Origin of the sequence: Pollutimonas subterranea, assembly GCF_002849655.1 — a bacterium.
Taxonomy (GTDB): domain Bacteria; phylum Pseudomonadota; class Gammaproteobacteria; order Burkholderiales; family Burkholderiaceae_B; genus Pollutimonas; species Pollutimonas subterranea.
Genome location: NZ_PDNW01000002.1, coordinates 60562 through 83655, shown reverse-complemented (window position 1 = coordinate 83655; position 23094 = coordinate 60562). Strand labels below are relative to the sequence as shown.

The 23094-nt window shown below is 58.9% G+C and carries 15 protein-coding genes, 1 tRNA gene and 1 pseudogene; 11 read left to right on the top strand and 6 right to left on the bottom strand.

What is annotated here, in order from left to right; all coding sequences use genetic code 11:
* Positions 1-1137: a GNAT family N-acetyltransferase gene (locus tag CR159_RS02925; RefSeq protein ID WP_102072521.1), complete on the bottom strand. Its 1137-nt coding sequence runs from the start codon at positions 1135-1137 to the stop codon at positions 1-3.
* 96 nt (positions 1138-1233) lie between these two features.
* On the opposite strand from CR159_RS02925, the gene CR159_RS02920 reads away from it, so the two are divergent.
* Positions 1234-2334: a CobW family GTP-binding protein gene (locus CR159_RS02920; protein ID WP_102072520.1), complete on the top strand. Its 1101-nt coding sequence runs from the start codon at positions 1234-1236 to the stop codon at positions 2332-2334.
* Between the two features lie 598 nt (positions 2335-2932).
* Here CR159_RS02920 and CR159_RS02915 read toward each other — a convergent pair.
* Positions 2933-3009: transfer RNA gene (locus CR159_RS02915), tRNA-Met, on the bottom strand.
* Positions 3010-3076: 67 nt separating this feature from the next.
* Here CR159_RS02915 and scpB point away from each other — a divergent pair.
* The 8 genes and pseudogenes from scpB to typA form a co-directional block, all read left to right on the top strand.
* Positions 3077-3622, top strand: a pseudogene (gene scpB / locus CR159_RS02910) (SMC-Scp complex subunit ScpB); the annotation flags it as partial.
* A 616-nt stretch (positions 3623-4238) separates the two neighbouring features.
* Positions 4239-5942, top strand: coding sequence for a pseudouridine synthase (locus tag CR159_RS02905; protein ID WP_102072762.1), 1704 nt, complete (start codon positions 4239-4241; stop codon positions 5940-5942).
* 347 nt (positions 5943-6289) lie between these two features.
* Complete coding sequence (rimP, locus tag CR159_RS02900; RefSeq protein ID WP_102072518.1) at positions 6290-6778, top strand: ribosome maturation factor RimP; 489 nt, start codon at positions 6290-6292, stop codon at positions 6776-6778.
* Entirely contained in the window at positions 6775-8256 is a 1482-nt protein-coding gene (gene nusA / locus CR159_RS02895; RefSeq protein WP_102072517.1) for a transcription termination factor NusA, read from the top strand. The genes rimP and nusA overlap by 4 nt, the downstream gene beginning before the upstream one ends.
* A gap of 66 nt (positions 8257-8322) precedes the next feature.
* The gene (gene infB, locus CR159_RS02890) at positions 8323-11490 is read left to right on the top strand and encodes a translation initiation factor IF-2 (protein ID WP_102072516.1); all 3168 of its coding nucleotides are present in this window, start codon (positions 8323-8325) and stop codon (positions 11488-11490) included.
* A 2-nt stretch (positions 11491-11492) separates the two neighbouring features.
* Positions 11493-11903 (top strand): 30S ribosome-binding factor RbfA, encoded by a 411-nt coding sequence (gene rbfA / locus CR159_RS02885; protein ID WP_102072515.1) that lies wholly within the window; start codon positions 11493-11495, stop codon positions 11901-11903.
* A gap of 32 nt (positions 11904-11935) precedes the next feature.
* On the top strand, positions 11936-12691 hold the full coding sequence (truB, locus tag CR159_RS02880; RefSeq protein ID WP_102072514.1) for a tRNA pseudouridine(55) synthase TruB: 756 nt from the start codon (positions 11936-11938) through the stop codon (positions 12689-12691).
* Entirely contained in the window at positions 12688-14508 is a 1821-nt protein-coding gene (typA, locus tag CR159_RS02875) for a translational GTPase TypA (protein ID WP_102072513.1), read from the top strand. Before truB ends, typA begins: the two co-directional genes overlap by 4 nt.
* A gap of 85 nt (positions 14509-14593) precedes the next feature.
* On the opposite strand, the gene CR159_RS02870 is transcribed toward typA, so the two are convergent.
* Together CR159_RS02870 and CR159_RS02865 are read right to left on the bottom strand one after the other, a co-directional pair.
* Positions 14594-16078, bottom strand: a complete 1485-nt coding sequence (locus CR159_RS02870) for an NAD-dependent succinate-semialdehyde dehydrogenase (protein WP_102072512.1) — start codon at positions 16076-16078, stop codon at positions 14594-14596.
* A gap of 81 nt (positions 16079-16159) precedes the next feature.
* Entirely contained in the window at positions 16160-16840 is a 681-nt protein-coding gene (locus tag CR159_RS02865; protein ID WP_102072511.1) for an LOG family protein, read from the bottom strand.
* Here CR159_RS02865 and polA point away from each other — a divergent pair.
* Positions 16839-19556, top strand: a complete 2718-nt coding sequence (gene polA, locus CR159_RS02860; protein ID WP_102072510.1) for a DNA polymerase I — start codon at positions 16839-16841, stop codon at positions 19554-19556. The genes CR159_RS02865 and polA overlap by 2 nt on opposite strands.
* Before the next feature lie 35 nt (positions 19557-19591).
* Positions 19592-20389: a dienelactone hydrolase family protein gene (locus CR159_RS02855; RefSeq protein WP_102072509.1), complete on the top strand. Its 798-nt coding sequence runs from the start codon at positions 19592-19594 to the stop codon at positions 20387-20389.
* Between the two features lie 25 nt (positions 20390-20414).
* Here the strand turns inward: CR159_RS02855 and CR159_RS02850 are convergent, their stop codons facing one another.
* Entirely contained in the window at positions 20415-22085 is a 1671-nt protein-coding gene (locus CR159_RS02850) for a Na/Pi cotransporter family protein (protein WP_102072508.1), read from the bottom strand.
* A 27-nt stretch (positions 22086-22112) separates the two neighbouring features.
* Complete coding sequence (gene htpX, locus CR159_RS02845) at positions 22113-22994, bottom strand: protease HtpX (RefSeq protein ID WP_102072507.1); 882 nt, start codon at positions 22992-22994, stop codon at positions 22113-22115.
* Between the last annotated feature and the right edge of the window lie 100 nt (positions 22995-23094).

Sequence of the window (23094 nt, the reverse complement as noted above, 5' to 3'; positions counted from 1 at the left end):
CTAAAGATCCGGCGGGCCTTTCTTGAACGGGCTATGGTCCTGGAGTTCGTTGAAATACGCCATGACAGCCGGTGTTTCCTCGGCCAGGAAATTGGTAATGGCCTCGGCGTAGCGCTGATCCCGTATCCAGTGCGCCGACGATGTCTGTACGGGAAGCATGCCACGGGACAGTTTATGTTCGCCCTGGGCTCCCCCTTCAAATACTTGCACGCCATATTCGATGCAGAACTCGATGGCCTGCATGTAGCAGGTTTCAAAGTGCAGGCCGGGCACATACTGGATGCTTCCCCAATATCTGCCGAACAGCCGTGTCCGGCTGCGCATATTGAGCGCACAGGCAATGGGGTGGCCCTGCTGCTCAGCCAATACCAGAGCCAGGTTCTGAGGCATGCTGTGCAGCAGTTGCGCAAAGAAGTCCCTGCTTAGATACGGCGCGTTGCCATGTTCCATATAGGTCTGGTAATAGCAGCGGTAAAAGAAATCAAGGGCTGGACCATCGATCTGCGTTCCTTGCAGCCAGCGAAAGCTGATGCCGGCTTGAATTGCTTTCTTTCGATCCTGCTTGATCTTCTTGCGCTTTTGCTGGCTGAGCGTGGACAGAAAGTCGTCCAGATCGCGGTAGCCCTTGTTGAACCAATGGAACTGGATGTTTTCCCTGAACAGGAAGCCGGCCTCGGCCAGGGCTGATCTGTCATCCTCGGAGGGAAACAGGATATGCAGCGACGAAATCTTGTTTTCCTGGGCCATCTCTATGGCCTTGCGAGCCAGCAGTACCCGATCGTCGTGCGTGGCCGCCAATAGGCGCGGACCCGGAACCGGTGTAAACGGAATGGCCGACAGGAGTTTTGGATAATAGGGCAGACCGTGCCGTTCGAAAGCTCTTGCCCACGCATAGTCAAATACATATTCGCCGCGAGAGTGCGACTTCAAATACAAAGGCATTGCGCCTTCGAGTTTGCCGTCCCGGTGCAGCAGCAGATAATGCGGTGCCCACCCCGTCTCCGGAGTTGCGCATCCGGCCTGGTCCAGCGCCAGCAGGAACGCATGGCGTACCAGCGGGTGATCTCCGGACAGCTCGTCCCACTGTTCGGCGTTAATATCTTGCAGATTGCGGGTGAGGGTGAAGGTGGGTGACAAGGCGATGGCTTTATTGGATTCAATGAATAGAGTGCAAAGGACGAACCGGCTGGCTACACGCCTGCATTTCTATTGTAGTGGCGTGAGGGACTCAGCATGACAGTTCGCAAAATTCCCGTAACGGTAGTGAGCGGCTTCCTGGGCAGTGGGAAGACTACCTTACTTAATCGCTTGCTGGCATCGCCCGGCGACGGAGCCGGTACCGGTGTGCGGATCGTCGTAATCGTTAACGAACTGGGCGCCATTGGACTCGAACACACCATGGTTCGGCATGTCAGGGATAGTGTCGTGCTGCTGGATTCGGGCTGCCTTTGTTGCACAGTGCGCGGCCAGCTTGTCGAGACCCTGCGTGACTTGTTTCTGGCAGCCCTCCACAGGAAAATCCCGGTTTTTTCGCGAATAATCATAGAGACCACCGGCATTGCCGATCCGGCGGCAATCAGCCATACGCTCAAGTACGAACGTTTTCTCAGCGACCGCTATATGTATGACGGGTGCATCTCGGTTGTTGACGCGGTGCTTGGCGTCCAGCAGCTCAAGAGCGAACCGGTGGCCGTCAAGCAGGTCGTGCTTGCCGATGTGCTGGTGATCAGCAAGACCGACCTGGCGCCTCCGGAAGAGCTCCCTAAACTGCAGCAAGCGTTGCAGTATTTGAATCAGGATGCCCGGCAGTACCTGGTCCAACATGCGCCGGCGTTGCAGCCGTTGTTGCTGGAAAGCTCCTTGCGGGCGAACGTTGCCAGGACAGGATCACGAGCCGGGCCCTGGCTGGGGGGCGGCCTGGGGCCTGCAGTATCGGTCCACGGTAATGTGCAGGCGCTGACTATGTCGTGGCACAGTCCGATTGAGCGGTCGGCATTCCTGACCGCCATGAGCGCTCTTCATGAAGACCGCAGCTTCGACCTGTTGCGAATGAAAGGCGTCCTGTGGCTGGGTGGAGACGACAAAGCCAGCGCCTTTCATGGCGTCCACAGGCAGTTGTACCCCTTGGTTCCTATAGAAGAAACTGCGCCTGCCATCGACCCGATGCCGGGTTCGCCACAAGATGGTCAGGCAGCGAAGCTGGATGACAGAGTGTCGGTGCTGGTACTGATCTTTCGCGCCGCGGATATTGATGACCTTGAATGCAGGCTCGCGCGGCTGTTGCCGGGTGGTCACCGCGTGGCGCTGTCGTCTGGTGGCAACTTTGTGCAGTGAGGTATTGCAATGTCTGCGGCCTGATGGTGTAATGGGGCTGTTATGCCACAGGTTGGGGCGCGTTGATCATCAACATCGCTGTCCCGCCGTCTACAGCGGTTTTTAATCAAACTAAACGCAAAAAGACTGGCTCCTGCTGGCTTTGGTCCGCGATGATTCATTCTCCGGCCACCGCAATATAAATTGAATAATTTTTAAGCAAGCGCCTGTACGTACGTCAGGATGTCGCCTATTCATTGGCGAGCTTCCCTTGATGTATCGAAAGCGCTTGAACCCCAATATTTCACAGTAGCCCGCGCCGTCACCCTACGGGGTTTCCACGCCATGTTCGCACTTTGGGCCATGGCAGGTACGGCGCTAGCGCTATGCACTGAAATAGGAACGATGGCTACTATTCCGTATAAAACTGATGGACTCGATACCGGTGCGCGTCACGGGCGCCTTCTTGCGCCGGTACTTTTTGCCTTGTTGGCAGGCCATGGTTCGTTTGCGGCTGGCGCAGTGCGCGCCGTTGCCGGTCGGCGCTTGAAAGTTTCTACATTGCGCTTGGCAACAAAAAAGGGCCAATCGCATTTAACGATTGGCCCTTTTGGGAAGCTGGTTGCGGGGACAGGATTTGAACCTGTGACCTTCGGGTTATGAGCCCGACGAGCTGCCAGACTGCTCCACCCCGCGTCTGGAAAAAGAATAGTACCCCATGCTTTGATTTAATGCAAGCGAGTAGGCAGATATCCTGTAATTGATGACTGATAATGAAATTATCCGCGTAGTGGAAACGGCACTTTTATGTGCTGACCAGCCCATGCCTCTGGCAGAATTGCGTAAACTGTTTGCCGCCGAAGACTTTTCCAATGACGATTTGCGCCGCTATCTGGCGCTTTTGCAGCGGGACTGGAATGAAAGAGGGCTCGAGCTGGTAAACCTTGCAACCGGATGGCGTTTTCAAAGCCGTCCCGAAATGCAACGCTATCTTGCTCGCCTGAACCCCGAAAAGCCGCCCAGATATTCCCGTGCGGTGCTTGAAACCCTGGCGATCATTGCGTGGCGCCAGCCGGTTACGCGGGGCGATATCGAAGACATACGCGGCGTGACCGTTTCTTCACAGATAGTGCGCACACTGGAAGACCGCGGCTGGATCGAGGTGCTGGGCCACCGCGATGCCCCGGGCCGGCCCGCCTTACTGGGTACCACGCGGCAGTTTCTCGATGACCTCGGCTTGAGGGCTCTTGATGAGCTTCCGGAGCTTGAGTCCCAGGATGCTGTCGCGGCACTGGCGGGACTCGATCTGGAAGTCGTGCCCGACACGCCGGTCGAGCCGCTGCCGACAGACAGCACAGTACAAGATCACACATTAATTGAATCAATGAATAACCCTGGCGGCAGTGAACCAACGTCAGACGAACAAATACATATGGAGTACCTAAAAGAAAATGACTGACACCAACGAATTTGGTCCGGCCGCTGGCGAGGCTTCGATACCCGCTGCCGCAGACGCCGCGAACGGCGATGACAAGGCTGCATCGCAGCGCGGGCGAGGCCGTAAGTTAAGAACTCCTTTCCGGCGTCGCCGGGGTGATGCGCAAGCCGATATGCCCGAAGGCGCTGAATCATCCGCGCCGACCGAGTCTGCTCCAGTGCAGGCACACGCGGATACGACCGAACCTTCGGCTGCTGTCAAAAAACCGCGCGCGCCGCGTCGTAGCAAAGCTGCGGTGGCCGAGCAGGGCGATGTCGCGATCGATGCCGCAGTCGACCCCGTGGTCGCGCTCGCGGTCACGCCCGATACGGTTCCCGGCACGCGCGCCCCGCGGCGCAGCAAGAAATCTGTTGCAGCGCCAGAGGCAGACGTTGTCGCGGCTCCAGTTGCCCGCGCACCCCGCCGCAGCAAAGCCGCAGCGCCGAAGGTGGCCCAGGACGCGGTTCAGGACGCAGCCGGGAACGCTGCCGGGAACGCGGCTCCGGGCGTTGCCCAGGACCCTGTCGCGCGGCCGGCTGGACGTGCGCCACGGCGTGGCAAGCCGTCCGCTGCGGCAGTGGCCGCTGCCGTCGAGGTTGGCGTCGATGCGCCCGTTGCGGGCAAGGCCCCGGGCCGTGGCGGCAAGCAGGGCGGTAATGCCGAAAGTGAAAAAGAAGCAGAACGCGCGTTGTCTTACCTGGACACGGCCGCCAAGATGACGCAGCGCCTGGGCAAGTATCTCAGCAGCGATGCGCTGATGCCCAAATTGCACAAGGTATTGGCCGACGCTGGCGTCGGATCGCGTCGCGAAATGGAAGAGCTGATCGTCGCCGGGCGTGTTTCTGTCAATGGCGAGCCGGCTCACATCGGCCAGCGTGTGGGCGCCAATGACCAGGTCCGAGTCAATGGCCGACCTGTTACCCGGCCCAATGCCCAGAAGCCGCCGCGCGTCATTCTGTATCACAAGCCTGCCGGTGAAATTGTCAGCCACGATGATCCCGAAGGACGTGCAACGGTCTTTGCGCGCTTACCCAAGATGCGCGTAGGAAAGTGGCTGTCCGTAGGGCGGCTGGACTTGAATACTGAAGGTTTGCTCATACTTACTACATCGGGCGACCTCGCAAATCGCCTCACGCATCCGCGCTACGGCGCAGAACGCGAATATGCGGTCAGGGTCCTGGGCGAGCTCGGCGAAGAGCAGCAAGCCAGTCTGCTCAAGGGAATCCAGCTTGAAGACGGCGTTGCGCAATTCGGCATGCTCGAATATCTTGGCGGCGAGGGTAGCAATCGTTGGTATCGGGTTACGCTCAAAGAGGGGCGCAACCGCGAAGTTCGCCGCATGTTCGAAGCGGCAGGCGTTACGGTCAGCCGCTTGATACGCACGCGTTTCGGTGAAGTGGTCCTGCCCCGCAATCTGCGCCGTGGTCGATGGGAAGAACTCGATGCTTCCATCGTAACGGCATTGATGTTGCAGTTGGGCCTGCTGCGCGACGATGATTCCGACGGGCAGGCGGGCGCGGGCGGGCGCGGCGAACGCCAGCCTACCTCGCACGACAGCGCATTGCCCCCGGGCTACGGCACGATGGAGCGCAATGGCATGAATGGCGCCAAGGTCAGCCGCGGCGGTAAATTGTCCGGAGGGCGTCCGCAGCGCGGCACCAGCAATCAGGCATATCCCTCGGATCCTTACGGAACGGGCCTGAGCTTCGCTGGCGGGCTGGCCAACGGCCATCCGGGTACGGCGGCGGGCGGCGGTCGCTCCAAGAGCGGCGGCAAGGGTAAGAAGGCAGGCAATGGTCCGGCGCGAGGTCCTCGCGCGGAAGCGGGGGCCGCCCAAGCGGGGGCCGCCCGTGCGGGGGCCGCCCATGGGGGAGGCCCCCGAGCTGGGACAGGCCAAGGGGCTGCGGCTTCCGACGCTCGTCGCCGGGGTCCGGGAGCCCGGGCAGGTGCTAAAGGAGCTCCGCGGCCACCTAGGGGGGAAGCCAAGTCCGGCGCCGCGGCTCCGGCGCGCCCACGGTCGGGAAATGGCAAGCCCGCAGGCGGTCGCTCCAAGGGGTCGGCTGGTCCACGCGGCGACGATTGGCAACCGCGTAGCGCATCCGCTCATGAGTCCCATCTGGGCAAGCTTGGCGGCCGTGGCCGCGATCGCTGATCGGCATATCAATGGGGGATGGCCGCGTATCGATCTATAACGCGGGCCCCATAATACCGGCATTCGGGCTGCCTGCTGCAGCCCGAATGTTGCTATTTAATTGTAAGTTCCGGTGATAGCAGGAAATTTTGCAATTCTCTGTTAGAATATAGGGCTTTACAGCTATATTGTTTTTGATTGCAAGGGCACTTTGTTACGGCAAGGTGCTTGGCGCCTGCATCGTCGGGCGTTGACAATGTGGCGGCACATTTCGAATGCGTTGGGGCTGGTTCGGGCTTAGGCCCTTGAGTCGCACCATGGCGTGATAACAGTGGGCTGGTGCATACAGCCCATTTTTTTTGGATTTTATGGCAGATATATTCGTTTTGACACAAGAGGCCCTGGCCGGTATGGATATCGAGCTTGTCGACGTGGAACGCGCCCCTTTGGGGCTTTTGCGCGTTACGATCGATCGCCCTGAAGGTGTGCGAATCGAAGACTGCGAACAGGTTTCAAAACAGTTGTCCCGGGTCTTCGAGGTCGAGAACATCGACTTCAAGCGCCTGGAAGTCGGTTCGCCTGGCATCGATCGTCCGTTGAAGCGGCTTGCCGATTTTATACGATTTGCCAACGAGCGCATCGAAATCAAGTTGCGCGAGGCTGTCGATAACCGCAAGACGTATTCCGGTACGCTGCGCGTTCCCGAGAATGCGGCAGTCGAAGCATCCTCTGCTCCTGTGTTCGGTCTCGAGCTCGAAACCAAGTCCGGTGAAGCCCAGGTTTTAAGCTTCACCTTCGACGACATCGACCGGGCCAAGCTGGATCCCATTATTGATTTCAAGGGTAAGAAGCGATGAGTCGCGAAATTCTTTTATTGGTTGACGCCTTAGCGCGTGAAAAAAACGTAGCGCGCGAAGTCGTCTTCGAAGCGCTAGAAAACGCTTTGGCGTCTGCCATGAAAAAACGCTTCAAGGAAGACGCTGACATCCGTGTTTCCATCGATCGTGCTTCCGGCGAACACGAAGGATTCCGTCGCTGGCTCGTTGTGCCCGACGATGCGGGCCTGCAAGAGCCGGATCAGCAAGAGCTTTATTCCGAAGCGCAGGAAATCGTGCCGGGTATCGAAGTCGGCGACTACATCGAAGACGCCCTTGAGCCTATCGAGTTCGGGCGTATCGGCGCGCAGGCGGCCAAGCAGGCCATTTTGCAGAAAATCCGCGATGCCGAGCGCGAGCAGGTATTGAACGATTTCCTCGAGCGCGGGGAAAACATCATATCCGGTACCGTCAAGCGTATGGACAAGGGCGATGCCATCATCGAAACGGGCAAGATCGAAGCCCGTTTGCCGCGTTCGGAAATGATCCCCAAGGAAAATATCCGGGTCGGCGACCGCATCCGCTCATGGGTCTTGAAAGTCGATCATACCGCCCGGGGCCAGCAGGTCATTCTTTCCCGGACGGCGCCTGAATTCATTCGCCAGCTGTTCGAAAACGAAGTTCCCGAAATCGAGCAGGGACTGCTCGAAATCAAGGCGGCGGCCCGCGATGCCGGGGTGCGTGCCAAGATTGCAGTCGTGGCCTACGACAAGCGTATCGATCCTATCGGCACCTGCGTCGGAATGCGCGGTTCGCGTGTTACGGCGGTGCGCAACGAGCTTGGCGGCGAGCAGGTTGATATCGTATTATGGGCGGAAGATCCGGCCGAGTTTGTTATCGGTGCCCTGGCACCGGCACATGTCGAATCGATTGTCGTTGACGAAGACAAGCACGCCATGGATGTCGTGGTCGACGCCGAAAACCTGCCCAAGGCTATCGGTGCCCGCGGGCAAAACGTTCGCCTGGCTTCCGAGCTCACCGGCTGGCAGATCAACATCATGACGCCGGAAGAGAACCAGAATCGCCAGGAAGAAGAGCGCAGCGGTCTGCGCCAGACGTTCACCAGCAGGCTTGATGTCGACGAAGAAGTCGCCGACATCCTTATTGATGAAGGCTTTACCGGCCTCGAAGAAATCGCCTACGTGCCTTTGCAGGAACTGCTTGAAATCGAAGCATTCGACGAAGACACCATCAACGAACTTCGTACCCGCGCCCGCAACGCTCTGCTGACTGAGGCAATTGCTCAGGAAGAACGCGTGCAGACGGCGCAAAATCTGTTGGAAGTACATGGGATTACCCCGGAACTGGTTGCCAAGCTGGCTGAAAAAGAGGTTCTCACCCTCGATGACCTGGCTGAATTGTCAACCGATGAGCTGTCGGAAATTACCGGTTTGTCCGAGGACGACGCTAGTCAGATGATTATGCGCGCTCGCGCTCACTGGTTCGACGACGAAGCCTGATACCCAGGCTGAATGAGTCAGGGTGTATTTATTGAAAAATAGTTGTAGTAAGCAAGAGAGAGTCGAATGTTGAGTAACACCGTCGCCCAGTTCGCTGTTGAACTGAAAATGCCTGCCAACGTACTGCTGGATCAGCTGCGCTCGGCTGGTGTTGAACTCAAGTCGGTTGACGATGCCGTCACCGACGCGGATAAGGCGAAACTTCTCGAGTCGTTGCGCCGCTCCCACGGTGGGTCCGAGGGCAAGAAAATTACCCTGACTCGTCGCCAGACTTCCGAAATCCGGCAGGCTGATGGTTCGGGCCGTTCGCGCACGATCCAGGTGGAAGTGCGCAAGAAGCGAGTGTTCGTCAAGCGCGATCCGTCTGAAGCCGGCGTAGAAGTCGTCAAAGACGAAGACCTTCCTCTTTCTCTTGAGTCGCAGGCCGACGCCATCGAGGCGCCGTCCACTGACGCGCCCGTTGCCGTCCCCGATACCCAGGCTGTTCCGGCAGACTCTGCGCCGGCTGACGCCGCAGCGCAAAATCAGTCCGTTGGCCAGGACAAGGTTGGCGAATCTGCGCCTGTCGCAGCCACCGGCTCCGAGCCGGCCGTTTCTACCGCCGCTGCCGATACCGCTGATGCGAAAACGGCTGATACGAAAGCAGTTGATGCGAAATCGGCTGATGCCGAGCCGGCCGTTGTCGGACAGCAAGCAGACAAGAAGCCACAACAAGAAGATGCAGCAGCCTCGACGGCTGCGCCTGTCTCCGATGTAGCGGCAGCGCCAGTTGAAGCGCCCGTCAATGTCACGGATGGGACTGCCGGGCAGAAGGCGAAAGAACAGGTTTCCGGGCAACAGTCCGCCGAATCCAAGACGCCCGATTCCAAAACAATAGAAGCAGCGGCTGGCGAACCAGCGGCTGGCGAACCAGCGGCTGCTGATTCAGCGCCTGCCAAAACAGAGCATGCCAAAGCGGCGGCTACCGACGCCGCAGCGGCTGCACCCGTGGCGCCCGAAGCTGGCGCTGCCAAAACTGCTGCGCCAGCTGGCGCCAGGCCTGGTAAAACGGCATTCAAGCGCGTTCCTCCTCCGGCTCCGGTCGTCGACGAGGGGCGCGAGCGTGCCCGTCGCGCATCGGAAGCTGAAGCGGCCGCCTTGCGCGAAATGCTCAGTCGTCCACGCAAAGTACTTAAAGCTCCTGAGCCCGAGGCGGGTACCATATCCGGTACTCTGCACAAACCGGCCGGCGTAAAGGGTGCCAAGAAAGACGGCAAGGCCACCGATGTGAAGAAAGTGGTCAAGGCCACTGAAGTTTCCACGTCCTGGACCGATGACAGTGGCCGCAAGAAGCCGGCCGCCAAGGCCGATGCGCCTCCAGCAAGTCCCAGCCGGGACGGTTGGCGCGCAGGCGCCAAGGCCGGCAAGGGCGGAAATGCCCGCGGTGGCCGCAACAGGAACGCCCAGCCCGAACGCAAAGAACCACAGACCATCGAGTTCATCGCTCGTGAAGTTCATGTGCCGGAAACGATTTCCGTGGCCGATTTGGCACACAAAATGTCTGTCAAGGCTGCTGAAGTCATCAAGCACCTGATGAAGCTTGGCCAGATGGTTACCATCAACCAGGTCCTCGACCAGGAAACAGCCATGATCGTGGTCGAGGAACTCGGACACGTTGCCATTGCTGCGAAGCTTGACGATCCAGAGGCTTTCCTCGAACTCACCGAAGCGGCCGAAGAAGTCGACGCCTTGCCGCGCGCACCGGTGGTGACAGTCATGGGTCACGTTGACCACGGCAAGACCTCCTTGCTTGACTATATCCGTCGCGCCAAGGTCGCTACCGGCGAAGCCGGCGGCATAACGCAGCATATTGGCGCGTACAACGTCAAGACCGAACGCGGCATGGTGACCTTCCTCGATACCCCGGGCCACGAAGCGTTTACCGCCATGCGGGCGCGTGGTGCCAAGGCGACCGATATTGTCATTCTTGTCGTGGCGGCCGATGACGGCGTCATGCCGCAGACCAAAGAAGCGATTCACCACGCCAAGGCCGCAGGCGTGCCGTTGGTCGTGGCGATCACCAAGATCGACAAACCCGATGGCAATCCCGAGCGTGTCAAGCAGGAGCTCGTTGCCGAGCAGGTCGTTCCTGAAGAGTACGGCGGTGATGTTCCTTTTATTGGTGTTTCGGCAAAAACCGGCCAAGGCATCGACGACTTGCTTGAAAACGTACTGCTTCAGGCCGAAATCCTTGAACTCAAGGCGCCTGTCGATGCACCTGCCAAGGGTATCGTGATCGAAGCGCGCCTCGACAAGGGCCGTGGACCTGTCGCAACCATCCTGGTGCTTAGCGGCACGCTCAATCGCGGTGACGCGGTACTGGCCGGCGCAAGCTTTGGCCGGGTCCGCGCCATGCTTAACGAAAATGGCAAGCCGGTCAATTCCGCCGGTCCGTCGGTTCCGGTCGAAGTCCAAGGTCTTACAGAAGTTCCCGCTGCCGGCGACGAAGTGATCGCCATGGTCGACGAACGCAAGGCCCGTGAAATCGCGCTGTTCCGCCAGGGCAAGTTCCGCGACGTCAAGCTGGCACGCCAGCAGGCAGCCAAGCTCGAGTCCATGTTCGATAACCTGGGCGAGGGTACGCAAACATTGGCGCTGATCGTCAAGACCGATGTCCAGGGTTCGCAGGAAGCGCTGGTGTCCTCGCTGACCAAGTTGTCCACCGACGAAGTGCGTGTACAGGTCGTGCACGCGGCGGTTGGCGGCATTTCTGAAAGCGATGTCAACCTGGCAATCGCCTCGCGTGCCGTAGTCATCGGATTCAACGTGCGGGCCGAGCAAAGCGCCAAGAAGCTCGCCGAGAACAACGGCATCGACTTGCGTTACTACAACATCATTTACGATGCCATCGACGACGTGCGCAATGCCATGTCCGGCATGCTGGCACCTGAGAAGCGCGAAGAAGTCATCGGCATGGTCGAGATTCGCGAGGTCTACAGCATCTCCCGTATCGGCAATATCGCTGGTTGCATGGTCACCGATGGTGTCGTGCGCCGCGACTCGCAGGTACGCTTGTTGCGCAATCACGTGGTGCAATGGACAGGCTGGCTCGAATCATTGCGTCGCTTCAAAGACGACGTCAAGGAAGTCAAGTCCGGCTTCGATTGCGGTATCACCTTGAAGAACAACAACGATATCGAAGTCGGCGACCAGCTCGAGATCTTCGAAATCAAAGAAGTGGCGCGGACACTGTAATCATGAGTCGTCATAAGTCCAAACCCAATCCGGGGCGCAATACCCGGCTGGCTGACCAGATCCAGAAAGATCTGGCCGGCCTGATTCAGCGCGAGCTCGATATGTCGCGGGTGGGGCTTATCACGCTCACCGGCGTCGAGCTATCAGCCGATTATGCGCATGCCAAGGTGTACTTCAGTGTGCTCGGTGCCGAGCCCGCCGTGGCCAGCGCCGCCCTGAACGAAAAGGCCGGCTGGTTGCACTCGTTGCTGTTCAAGTTGTTGCATATCCATACTGTACCCACCTTGCGCTTTTTCCACGATGACCAATTGGCGCGTGGCCTCGAGCTCTCACTGCTAATCGACGAGGCCAACCGGCCTCGCGTCGAGACATCCACTCCCTCGGAACCCGAGGACCCCGACGAGCAGCCCTAAGAGGCTATCGTTTTTGCATGGAACTATAAACGATGGCTTCCCGACGCGGGCAGATGCTCGATGGTGTCCTGTTGCTTGATAAACCGGTAGGTTTGTCCAGCAATCACGCCTTGCAGCGCGCCAAGCGCGCGCTGGATGCCCGCAAGGCCGGGCATACCGGTACCCTTGATCCTTTTGCGACCGGCTTGCTGGTCTGTTGCCTGGGCCGGGCTACCAAGATTGCCGGCTGCATGCTCGATGCCGACAAAGGCTACGTAGCCACTATGCAGTTCGGCCAGGAAACGGATTCCGGCGATCTTACCGGCAATATTGTCTTTACCGCTGCGCCGGAGTTTAATGGTGTGGTCCAGAGCGATCTGGAGACGGTCCTGGAAGATTTCCGCGGTGAACTCCAACAGGTTCCACCGATGTATTCGGCACTCAAGCGCGACGGCCGACCGCTGTATGAATACGCCCGACAGGGCATCGAACTCGATAGGCCTCCCAGGGCCGTCACGATTTACAAACTGGAACTCTTGAGCTTTACCGGGCTTGAGGCGCAAATTATGGTTCAGTGCAGCAAAGGCACCTATATCCGTACTCTTGCGCAAGACATCGGCCGCCAGTTGGGCTGCGGCGCTCACCTGAAGGCATTGCGCCGTACCAGCGTGGGGCCATTTCACCTCGACGATGCAATCGAGCTGGAAGCCTTGCAAGCGATGCCTGCACCTCAAACTACTTTAATTGCACTAGACGCCTTGCCCGCAGGCTTATTGCCAGCAACCACCAAACAGAAGGAAGAATTATGAATCGCGCCTTGCGCAATGTGGCGATCATCGCCCACGTCGATCATGGAAAAACGACACTCGTAGACCAACTGCTCCGTCAATCCGGAACGTTCCGCGAGAACGAGCATTTGACGGAACGGGTCATGGACTCCGGCGACATCGAAAAAGAACGCGGCATTACGATTCTGGCAAAGAACTGTTCGGCCGAATACGAAGGTACGCACATCAATATTGTGGACACCCCGGGACACGCCGACTTCGGCGGCGAAGTCGAGCGCGTGCTGTCCATGGTCGACGGTGTATTGCTGCTAGTCGATGCGGTCGAAGGGCCTATGCCGCAGACCCGTTTCGTGACCCGTAAAGCGTTGGCCCTGGGCTTGAAGCCTATCGTCGTGGTCAACAAGATTGACCGCCACGGTGCCCGCCCCGACCATGTCATCAATGCAACGTTTGATCTCTTCGACAAGCTGGGTGCAACGGAAGCCCAGCTGGACTTCCCGGTCATCTTCGCATCCGGCCTAGCCGGCTATGCCGGCCTGACCGAGGACGTGCGGGAAGGCGATATGCGTCCGCTTTTCGAAGCCATTCTGAAGTACGTGCCACAGCGTGAGGACGACGCCGAAGGTTCCCTGCAGATGCAAGTCATCTCGCTGGACTACAACACGTACGTCGGCAAGATCGGCGTGGGCCGTATCAATCGCGGCCGCATTCGCGCCGCGCAGGACGTCGTGGTGAAATTCGGTCCGGACGGAGCTCCGATCAAGGGCCGTATCAACCAAGTGCTGAAGTTCAAGGGTCTGGAGCGCGTATTGGTGGACGAGGGCGAAGCCGGCGACATCGTGATGATCAACGGTATCGATGAAATCGGCATCGGCTGCACCATTACCGACCCCGCGAATCCGGAAGCCCTGCCGATGCTGCGCATCGACGAGCCTACGTTGACCATGAATTTCATGGTGAACACCTCGCCCTTGGCCGGCCGTGAAGGCAAATTCGTGACCAGCCGCCAGCTGCGCGAACGCCTGGATCGCGAATTGAAATCCAATGTGGCGCTGCGCGTCAACGATACCGATGACGATACTGTTTTCGAGGTTTGCGGCCGTGGTGAATTGCACCTTACGATTTTGCTCGAAAACATGCGCCGTGAAGGCTACGAGTTGGCCGTGTCCCGGCCTCGCGTGGTCTTCAAGGAAATCAACGGTGTTCGCAGCGAACCCTACGAGCTTCTGACCGTCGATATCGAAGATCCGCATCAAGGCGGCGTCATGGAAGAGCTCGGCCGCCGCAAGGGCGACTTGCTGGACATGGTTGCCGACGGCCGTGGCCGTACGCGTCTTGAATATCGCATTCCCGCCCGTGGCCTTATCGGCCTGCAAGGCGAGTTCCTTACGCTGACGCGTGGTACCGGCCTGATGAGCCATATTTTCGACGACTACGGTCCGGTGCGCGAAGGTGGTGTCGGAGAACGTCGCAACGGCGTCCTGATCAGCCAGGACAACGGAAACGCAGTTGCCTATGCCTTGTGGAAACTGCAAGAGCGCGGCCGCATGTTCGTTTCGCCGCAGGATCCTTTGTATGAGGGCATGGTCATCGGCATACACAGTCGCGATAATGACCTGGTGGTCAATCCGATCAAGGAAAAGAAGCTGACCAACGTGCGTTCGTCGGGCAAGGACGAGCATATCGACCTGGTTCCGCCTATTCAGATGTCGCTGGAATATGCGGTTGAATTCATTACCGACGATGAATTGGTCGAAGTGACGCCGAAATCCATACGCCTGCGCAAGCGCTACTTGCAGGAACACGAGCGTCGTCGCAATTCGCGCGAAGGCAGCTAACCGCCAAGTAGGTCATGCGTAAAAAAGCTACCCGTCGCAAGACGGGTAGTTTTTTTTCGATGGGTGTATTGCTGTTTGGCGATGGTTACTGCATGCCGCCCAAGCATACGTATTTAAGCTCCATGAAATCGTCCATGCCGTAGACCGAGCCTTCGCGCCCAAGCCCCGATTGCTTGACACCGCCAAAAGGCGCGACTTCATTGGATATCAAGCCTGTGTTCACCCCGACCATGCCGTATTCGAGTGCTTCGGCCACACGGAAGATACGGCCTACATCGCGACTGTAAAAGTAAGAGGCAAGGCCGTATTCGGTGTCGTTGGCCAATTTGACGACATGGTCTTCGTCGGTGAATTTGATGACCGGCGCCACGGGGCCAAAAGTTTCCTCGCGCATGCACAGCATGTCTTCGGTGATGCCGGACAATACCGTAGGCTGGAAATAGCGTCCGCCCAGCGCATGAGGCTCGCCGCCGGCAGCCACTTTAGCACCCTTGGCGATCGCGTCCTGCACGTGTTCCTGCACCTTGATTACCGCCGCGTCATCGATAAGCGGACCTTGAGTGCTCTGGTCGCTGAAACCGTCGCCTACCTGGAGCTTGCCCACCTTGGCAGCCAGTTTCTCGACAAAGGCCTCGTACACGGTTTCATGCACGTAGAAGCGGTTCGTGCAGACGCAGGTCTGGCCCGCATTGCGATACTTGGAGATCATCGCACCTTCGACCGCAGCGTCCAGGTCGGCATCGTCAAACACGATGAAAGGTGCATGGCCGCCCAGCTCGAGAGACAGTTTCTTGATGGTGGCTGCACTTTGCTGCATGAGTATGCGGCCGACTGCGGTCGAGCCGGTAAAGGTAACCTTCTTGACGATCGGACTTGCGCACAGCACTTTGCCGATGGCGATGGACCGTTCGCTGTCTGCCGTAATGATGTTGAGCACGCCGGCGGGTATACCGGCGCGGTGAGCCAGCTCGGCCAGCGCCAATGCCGACAAGGGAGTTTGTTCGGCGGGCTTGAGCACAATGGTGCAGCCTGCTGCCAAGGCGGGCGCCACCTTGCGGGTAATCATCGCATGGGGAAAATTCCACGGGGTAATGGCCGCGCATACGCCAATGGGCTCGCGCATGACCAGCATGCGATTTGCAGTGCTGGGTGATGCCATGATGTCGCCGCTGACGCGCTTGGCCTGTTCGGCAAACCACTCGACGAAGGACGCGCCATAGACGACTTCGCCGCGCGCTTCGCTGATGGGCTTGCCCTGTTCCAGGGTCATCAATTGGGCCAGGTCTTCGGCATTGGCCAGGATCAGGTCGAACCAGCGGCGCAGGATGGTTGCGCGGTCTTTTCCGGTGCGAGCCCGCCATGGCTTGAAGGCCCGGTCGGCGGCGTCGATGGCGTTGCGTGCCTGGGTCTCGTCCAGGTTGCTTACCTGCGCGATGATATCGCCGTTGGAGGGGTTGTCAACGCCGAAGGTGGCGCCATCGGGGGCTTGGGTCCATAGTCCGTTTATGTAGGAACTGGTCTTGTACAGGGTGGGGTCGTTCAGGTGTACGGGTAGCGTTGTGGTGCTCATTGTGTGGGTGAACCTGCGTGGTGGTGAGTCGATGGGAAAGGGTAAAAGGCCGCGCCCCGGCATGAGGCGGTGGTTCGCGCCTTACTCGGGCAGGGCGGGCGCATAGTTGTCCTCTTCAGCCAGGTGGGAGCAGAACATTTCAATATGCCGCATGGCGACGTCGAGGTCGTCCGTGATGGTCAAAAGGTGCAAGTCTTGCGGTCCGATAAGATGATTCGCAAGCAGGTTGGCCTTTATCCAGTCGATCAAGCCCGTCCAGAACGAAACGCCGATGAGGATTATGGGAGCCGCAGGCACTTTGCGGGTCTGGACCAGGGTCATGACCTCGAAGAGTTCGTCGAGCGTGCCGAAACCTCCAGGCATGGCGATGTAGGCAGCGCTATGCATGAAAAAGGTGGCCTTGCGCGAATAGAAATAATCGAACGCGAGGCTATGGGTCTGGTACTGGTTGCAACTGGCTTCATGCGGAAGGTTGATATTCAAACCGACGCTCTTGCCACCCGCCTGGAATGCTCCTTTGTTGGCGGCCTCCATGATGCCGGGCCCGCCGCCCGCAATGACGGTGAGGCCTGCCTTGGCAAGCCGGGAACCGATGGCTTCGCTTAATGCATAATAGGGTGAATCGGGTTTAATGCGTGCGCTGCCGAAAATGCTTACGCCCCAACCTATTTCTTCCAGAGTATCTGCAGCTTTCTGCATCTCTGACATAATTCCGGGAATCTGCTGGGCTGCCGGCAAACGGACTACTTTATTATCTGACATGAAAAAAACCTTGTTGCTTGTTGATGGGTCCAGCTATCTGTATCGGGCCTACCACGCCATGCCCGACCTCAGGAATGCCAAGGGAGAACCAACTGGAGCCCTCTATGGTGTCATCTCCATGTTAAGGAGACTCCAGCAGGATTACAAGGCCGATTATGCCGCGTGTGTATTCGACGCCAAAGGCAAGACCTTCCGCGACGACATGTACCCCTTATACAAGGGCCACCGCCCATCGATGCCTGATGAGCTTTCAGCACAAATCGAGCCCATACATCGCGCGGTAGCCGCATTGGGCTGGCCGGTACTGACCGTAGCCGGCGTCGAGGCTGACGATATCATAGGGACATTGGCCGAGCGGGCTACGGCGGAAGACGTACGTACAATAATATCCACGGGCGACAAAGACCTAGCCCAGCTTGTGAACGAGCATGTCGAACTGGTCAATACCATGACCAACGAGCGCCAGGACGTGGCGGGCGTTGTGGCACGGTTCGGCGTCAGGCCCGATCAAATTATTGATTACCTCATGCTCGTCGGCGATACCGTCGACAATATACCCGGTGTGCCCAAGGTGGGTCCAAAAACGGCGGTCAAATGGCTGACGGAATATAAGACGGTCGACGGGCTGGTTGCCAACGCGCAGGGCATCAAAGGGGTCATTGGCGACAACTTGCGAGCTGCCATTCCCAATTTCGACCTGACGCGTCGACTGATTACGGTCAAGACCGACTGCGAAATTCCCGACCTCGCGCATGGTTTGGCCGACTTGACGCCCAAGGCCATGGATCGCGAGGTCTTGCTTAAGCTGTACGACGATTATGGTTTCCGCAATTGGCTGCGTGAACTCAGCGGCGAGAGCGAGCGCATTCCTGCCCAGGACAGCCGCGTGGCAGCTCAACCGCCACCGGCTCCCGTTCAGACCCGCTACGAAACCGTGCTGGAATGGGACGATTTCGATCGCTGGATGACCTTGCTGGAATCCGCGGAACTCGTGGCCCTGGATACCGAAACGACCTCGCTGGATCCCATGTTGGCCCGGCTGGTAGGTATTTCCTTGTCCATCGAGCCCGGCGTGGCTTGCTATATACCGGTCGGTCATCGCGGACCCGATCAGGTCCCGCAATTGCCTCGGCAGCAGGTACTGGAGCGCATGCGCAAATGGCTCGAAGACCCGGCAGCGCCCAAGCTTCTGCATAACGCCAAGTACGATGCGCATGTATTCATGAGCGAGGGCATAAACCTGGCGGGCATCACTGAAGACACCATGCTCCAAGCCTATGTGCTCGAATCGCATAAACGTGTCAATCTGCAGGAACTGGGCCAGCGTTGGCTTGGCCGTACTGGTACGACCTTCGAAGATCTGTGCGGCAAGGGCGCGCGGCAAATCTGCTTCGACGAAGTCCATGTCGACAAGGCTTCACACTATGCCTGCGAAGACGCCGATTTCACCTTGCAACTGCATCGGGTGCTGCGCCCTCAAGTTTCCGTGGATCCCGGGCTTGAGGCCATCTATCAGCTGGAAATCAAGGCTTCGCGCGTCCTGACCATCATCGAGCGCAACGGCGTAGGCATAGACGCCCATGTCTTGGCCATGCAAAGCCACGAAATCGGGCAACAGTTGCTGCGGCTTGAAAACAAGGCCTACGAGTTGGCCGGGCAGCCGTTCAACCTGAATTCCCCCAAACAGCTGGGCGAAATCCTTTTCCAGCGCATGAACTTGCCGGTAGTCCGTAAAACCGCCAGTGGCGCTCCGTCCACCGATGAGGATGTGCTCAGCAAGCTGGCCCGCGACTACCCGTTGCCTGAACTCCTGCTCGAATACCGGGGACTGGCCAAGTTGAAGTCCACGTATACCGACAAACTGCCGAAGATGATCAATCCGGCGACGGGAAGGGTGCATACCCGCTACGCCCAGGCGGCCGTCATCACCGGGCGCCTGGCTTCATCGGACCCCAATTTGCAGAATATCCCGGTACGCAATCCGGAAGGCCGGCGGGTTCGTACCGCGTTCGTGGCGACCAAGGGCAAAATCGTATCGGCCGACTATTCGCAAATCGAATTACGGGTCATGGCGCATGTGTCCGACGATGAAAACCTGTGTCGCGCCTTTGAACTGGGTGAAGACATTCACCGTGCCACCGCGTCCGAAGTGTTTGGCGTCGCGCTGGCTGATGTGTCGTCGGAACAGCGCCGGGCAGCCAAGGCCATTAACTTCGGGCTAATCTACGGTATGGGCGAATTCGGCCTGGCTTCCAGCCTGGGCATCACTCGTGATGCCGCCAAGGCGTATATCGATCGATACTTCGCCCGCTATCCCGGCGTGGCTTCGTATATGGACCAGACCCGCCGGATGGCCCGGGAAATGGGTTACGTCGAGACCGTATTCGGCCGGCGCCTGTGGCTGCCGGAAATACGCGGCGCCAAAGGGCCGCGCCTTGCCGCCGCCGAACGGGCGGCCATCAACGCGCCCATGCAAGGTACAGCGGCCGACCTTATCAAGCTTGCCATGGTCGCGGCCCAGGAGTGGATCGAAGACCAGGGGCTTCAAAGCCTTATGGTTATGCAGGTACACGATGAACTGGTATTCGATGTACCGGCGGACGAAGTCGAGACGGTCGCACAAAATCTGCCCGCACTGATGTGCAAGGTCGCCAACCTGCGTGTTCCTTTGGTGGCCGACGTCGGTGTCGGCCCCAATTGGGAGCAGGCGCACTAGTTCCTAATTCCCTGCTCATTCTTTCAGGAGTTGCCATGTCATTTTCTTCCATCACGGGAAGCACTGAGTCCACACTGCACACCAGTGCCGACGGCCTGCGCCACGGCCTGGTCGACATTCCGACCGCCGATGGCACCCTATCGGCCTATTACGCCGCGCCGGCCGACCTTGAGCGTCCGCCGCTTATCCTGGTCATACAGGAAATATTCGGCGTGCATGAGCATATCAAGGACGTGTGCCGCCGATTCGCCGTGCAGGGGTATATGGCGGTTGCCGTAGAGCTATATCAGCGCCAGGGCGACGCAGCCGGTTATACCGATATATCCTTGTTGATCAAGGATATCGTGTCCAAGGTGCCCGATGAGCAGGTGTTGGCCGACCTGGATGCCAGTGTCGAATGGGCCAATAGCCAGGGCGCGGATACGACCCGGCTGGGCGTGACCGGATTCTGCTGGGGAGGAAGGCAGGTGTGGATGTATGCCGCGCATAACCCGCAATGCAAGGCCGGAGTAGCCTGGTACGGCAAACTGGCCGCGGGTCACGGCCCGCTGCAAGTACAGAATCCCATCGATGTCACGGCGGATATGCACGCGCCTGTGCTGGGGCTGTACGGCGGCCAGGATGCCAGCATCCCGCTCGATGATATACGCCGCATGGAAGCTTGCCTTGCGCAGGGCAGCGCTGCCGCCCGGGCTTCCGAAATCGTGGTGTATCCCGAATCCGGCCACGCCTTTTACGCCGATTATCGGCCCAGCTACCGGGCCGACGATGCACAAAATGCCTGGAACAAGGCTCTGGCATGGTTTGAACGGCATCTGTCCAACCCGGCATGAGCGTTCCGATAGGCTGCCGGAGCGTTTACTCCAGCAGGCCTTCGCTGTCGCGCAGGCGGTTGGGCAACAGCTCGTTATTCTTGGCCAGTATCGGGTAGGCGGAAGCCTCGACCAGGTAAGAGTTCACGGTCTTGATATCGCGCAGTATGTCGAGGTAGAACGAGCCCAGTTCCGCCTCGTCAAGTCGCCCCGATTTGATGTTCTCCAGGTGCTGTTCCGCCGCGCTGGTTTCCAGTTCCCTGAAATGATCTTTTTCGAAGGCCAGGAATTTCGCACTCCTGACGTCTTCGGCGACGAACAGAGCGGCGGCCTGGCGTTGATTGCGAATGAGCCGGTCCATCATCGTCGTCAACTCGGCACCTTGCTTGGCGTTGAAAGACCTGCCTTTCTTGAACAGGCTGGCGGCATGGGCAAGCAAGCCGCCGGTGACCAGGCTGGCGGCATGGGCGATTTTCGTTGAAAAGACAAGGATTTCGTCACGGCGGCGGTGATCCGCGCTATTCATGGCATCCTGGTCCAGGGTTGCCACGTATGTAGTGATAAGCTGGTCCAGCCGGCTGATGGCGTTGCTAATGTAGCGCGCATGGGCATTGCGGTGCCTGTTGTCCTGCAGCAAGCTGGCGCGAGCCATTCCAAGCAGGCTCTGCAGCATATCGGCCAGGCGCAAGGCTTCGCGCGCCGCATTTCCCAGCGCGATACCCGGGACTTCATGAGCGGATTCATCCAGATACTGCGGACGTGAAGGGTCGTTGGGATCGGTGCGCTTGGGCAGCAGCCGCACGAGCAATTTCGAATAGGGCGTAAGGACAGGCAGGAAGAGCAATGCGGTCAGGACATTGAACAGTGTATGGAAATTGGCCACCGCGCGGGCCGGGTCCGAGCTGAAAATGGCCATTAGCGAGGGCAGCCACGGCAGCAGCAATAGCGCCAGTATGCATCCTGCCAGGCGTGTGCCCAGATTGCCCAGTGGAAGCCGCCGGGCGGCCGGATCGTTGTCGCCGCTGCCTTCCAGTATGGGATTGATCGACGTACCAAGATTTGCGCCCAGCACGAGCGCGAAAGCCAGCGAGGGAGTGACCAGGCCATGACCGGCCAATGACATGATCAAGACCACGACCGCCACGCTGGAGTGCGCCGCCCATGCGAGTATCGCGGCAAGCAGCAGGGCGATCACAGGTTGGTCGGACAAGGCGTTGAGTAGAATTCGGAGCAGGCTGGCGTCTTGCAGCGGTGCAAAGAGCTGCACCAGCTGGTGCAGCGCCATCAATAACAGGCCCAGGCCAATGAATACGCGACCGAGGTCACGCCGGCGGCTGGGCTGATTGCGCCGGAACAGCCACACGCCGACCAGGATGAAGGCGGGTGCCAGCGCAGTCAGATTGAAGGACAGCAGCTGCACAATCAAGGTTGTGCCGACGTTTGCGCCCAGCATGGCGGCAAGGCCGGGGCCGAGCGCTACCAGCCCGCCGGCAGCAAAGCTGACGATCATCAGGCCCGTGGCCGTACTGCTTTGTATGGCCGATGTAATGGCGAGGCCGGTGAAGAATGCCCGTACGCGGGTACCCAGCGCATGGCCCATCCAGACACCGAGCGTTGCACCGAATGCACGTTGTACGCCGCTCTGCACCATATGGACGCCCCAGAGCAGCAGGGCGATGTAGCCGCCAAAATCAAGCAGGGCGAATAGTTCTTTCATGGCTGCATGATATACCAGCCATAGGCCTTAAATTCGTTGGGCTGCCTGCAAGGCGTGAATGCGTGCCTGGATGGGTGGATGCGACGCGAACATGGCGCTGATGGCGCGGTTTCCGGAAATGCCGGAGGCCTTGAATGCCTTGGGCAGCTCACCGGATTCGAGATTGCCCAGACGTGCCAGCGCACGCAACATCGGTTCGCGCGATGCGAGTAGGCTTGCGGAGCCGGCGTCGGCCCTGTATTCGCGCTGGCGTGAAAACCAGGCGACGATGATCGAGGCCAGGATGCCGAACAGGATTTCGCAGGCGATAACGGTGACGTAATAGCCTATGCCGATGTCGCGATCATTCTTCAAGATGACGCGGTCGACGAAATAACCGACGATGCGCGCGAAGAATACGACGAAAGTATTGACCACGCCCTGGATCAGCGTAAGCGTGATCATGTCGCCGTTTGCGACGTGTGCGACTTCGTGGCCCAGTACACCTGCGACTTCCTCTTCAGTCATGCTTTCCAGCAGGCCGGTGGATACGGCGACCAGTGCGCTGTTCCTGGAGGCGCCGGTCGCGAATGCATTGGGGGCGCCGTCGTAGATCGCGACTTCAGGACGACCGATGCCGGCCCGGTCGGCCAACTGGTGCACCGTGTCGACCAACCAGGCTTCCTGCGCGTTGGCCGGTGCTTGCGGGTCGATGACGCGTGCGCCAGTGCTGCGTTTTGCCATCCACTTGCTGATGAACAGTGAAATGAACGAGCCGGTGAATCCGATGATGGCCGAGAAAATCAGCAGCTGGGTCAGGTCCAGCCCGTTGGACGTTATAAAGCGGCCCACGCCCAGTACGCTCATGGAGGCGCCGAGGACAATCATTACAGCAAGGTTGGTGAGCAAAAATAGGATGATTCGATTCATTTTTATGTTTCCGGCGTAGCGAACAACGAAGTTGGACTTTATATATGGAGCACAGTTCCCGGATTTAAAGCGGGCTCGGCTCAAAATAGGGAAAACGGCA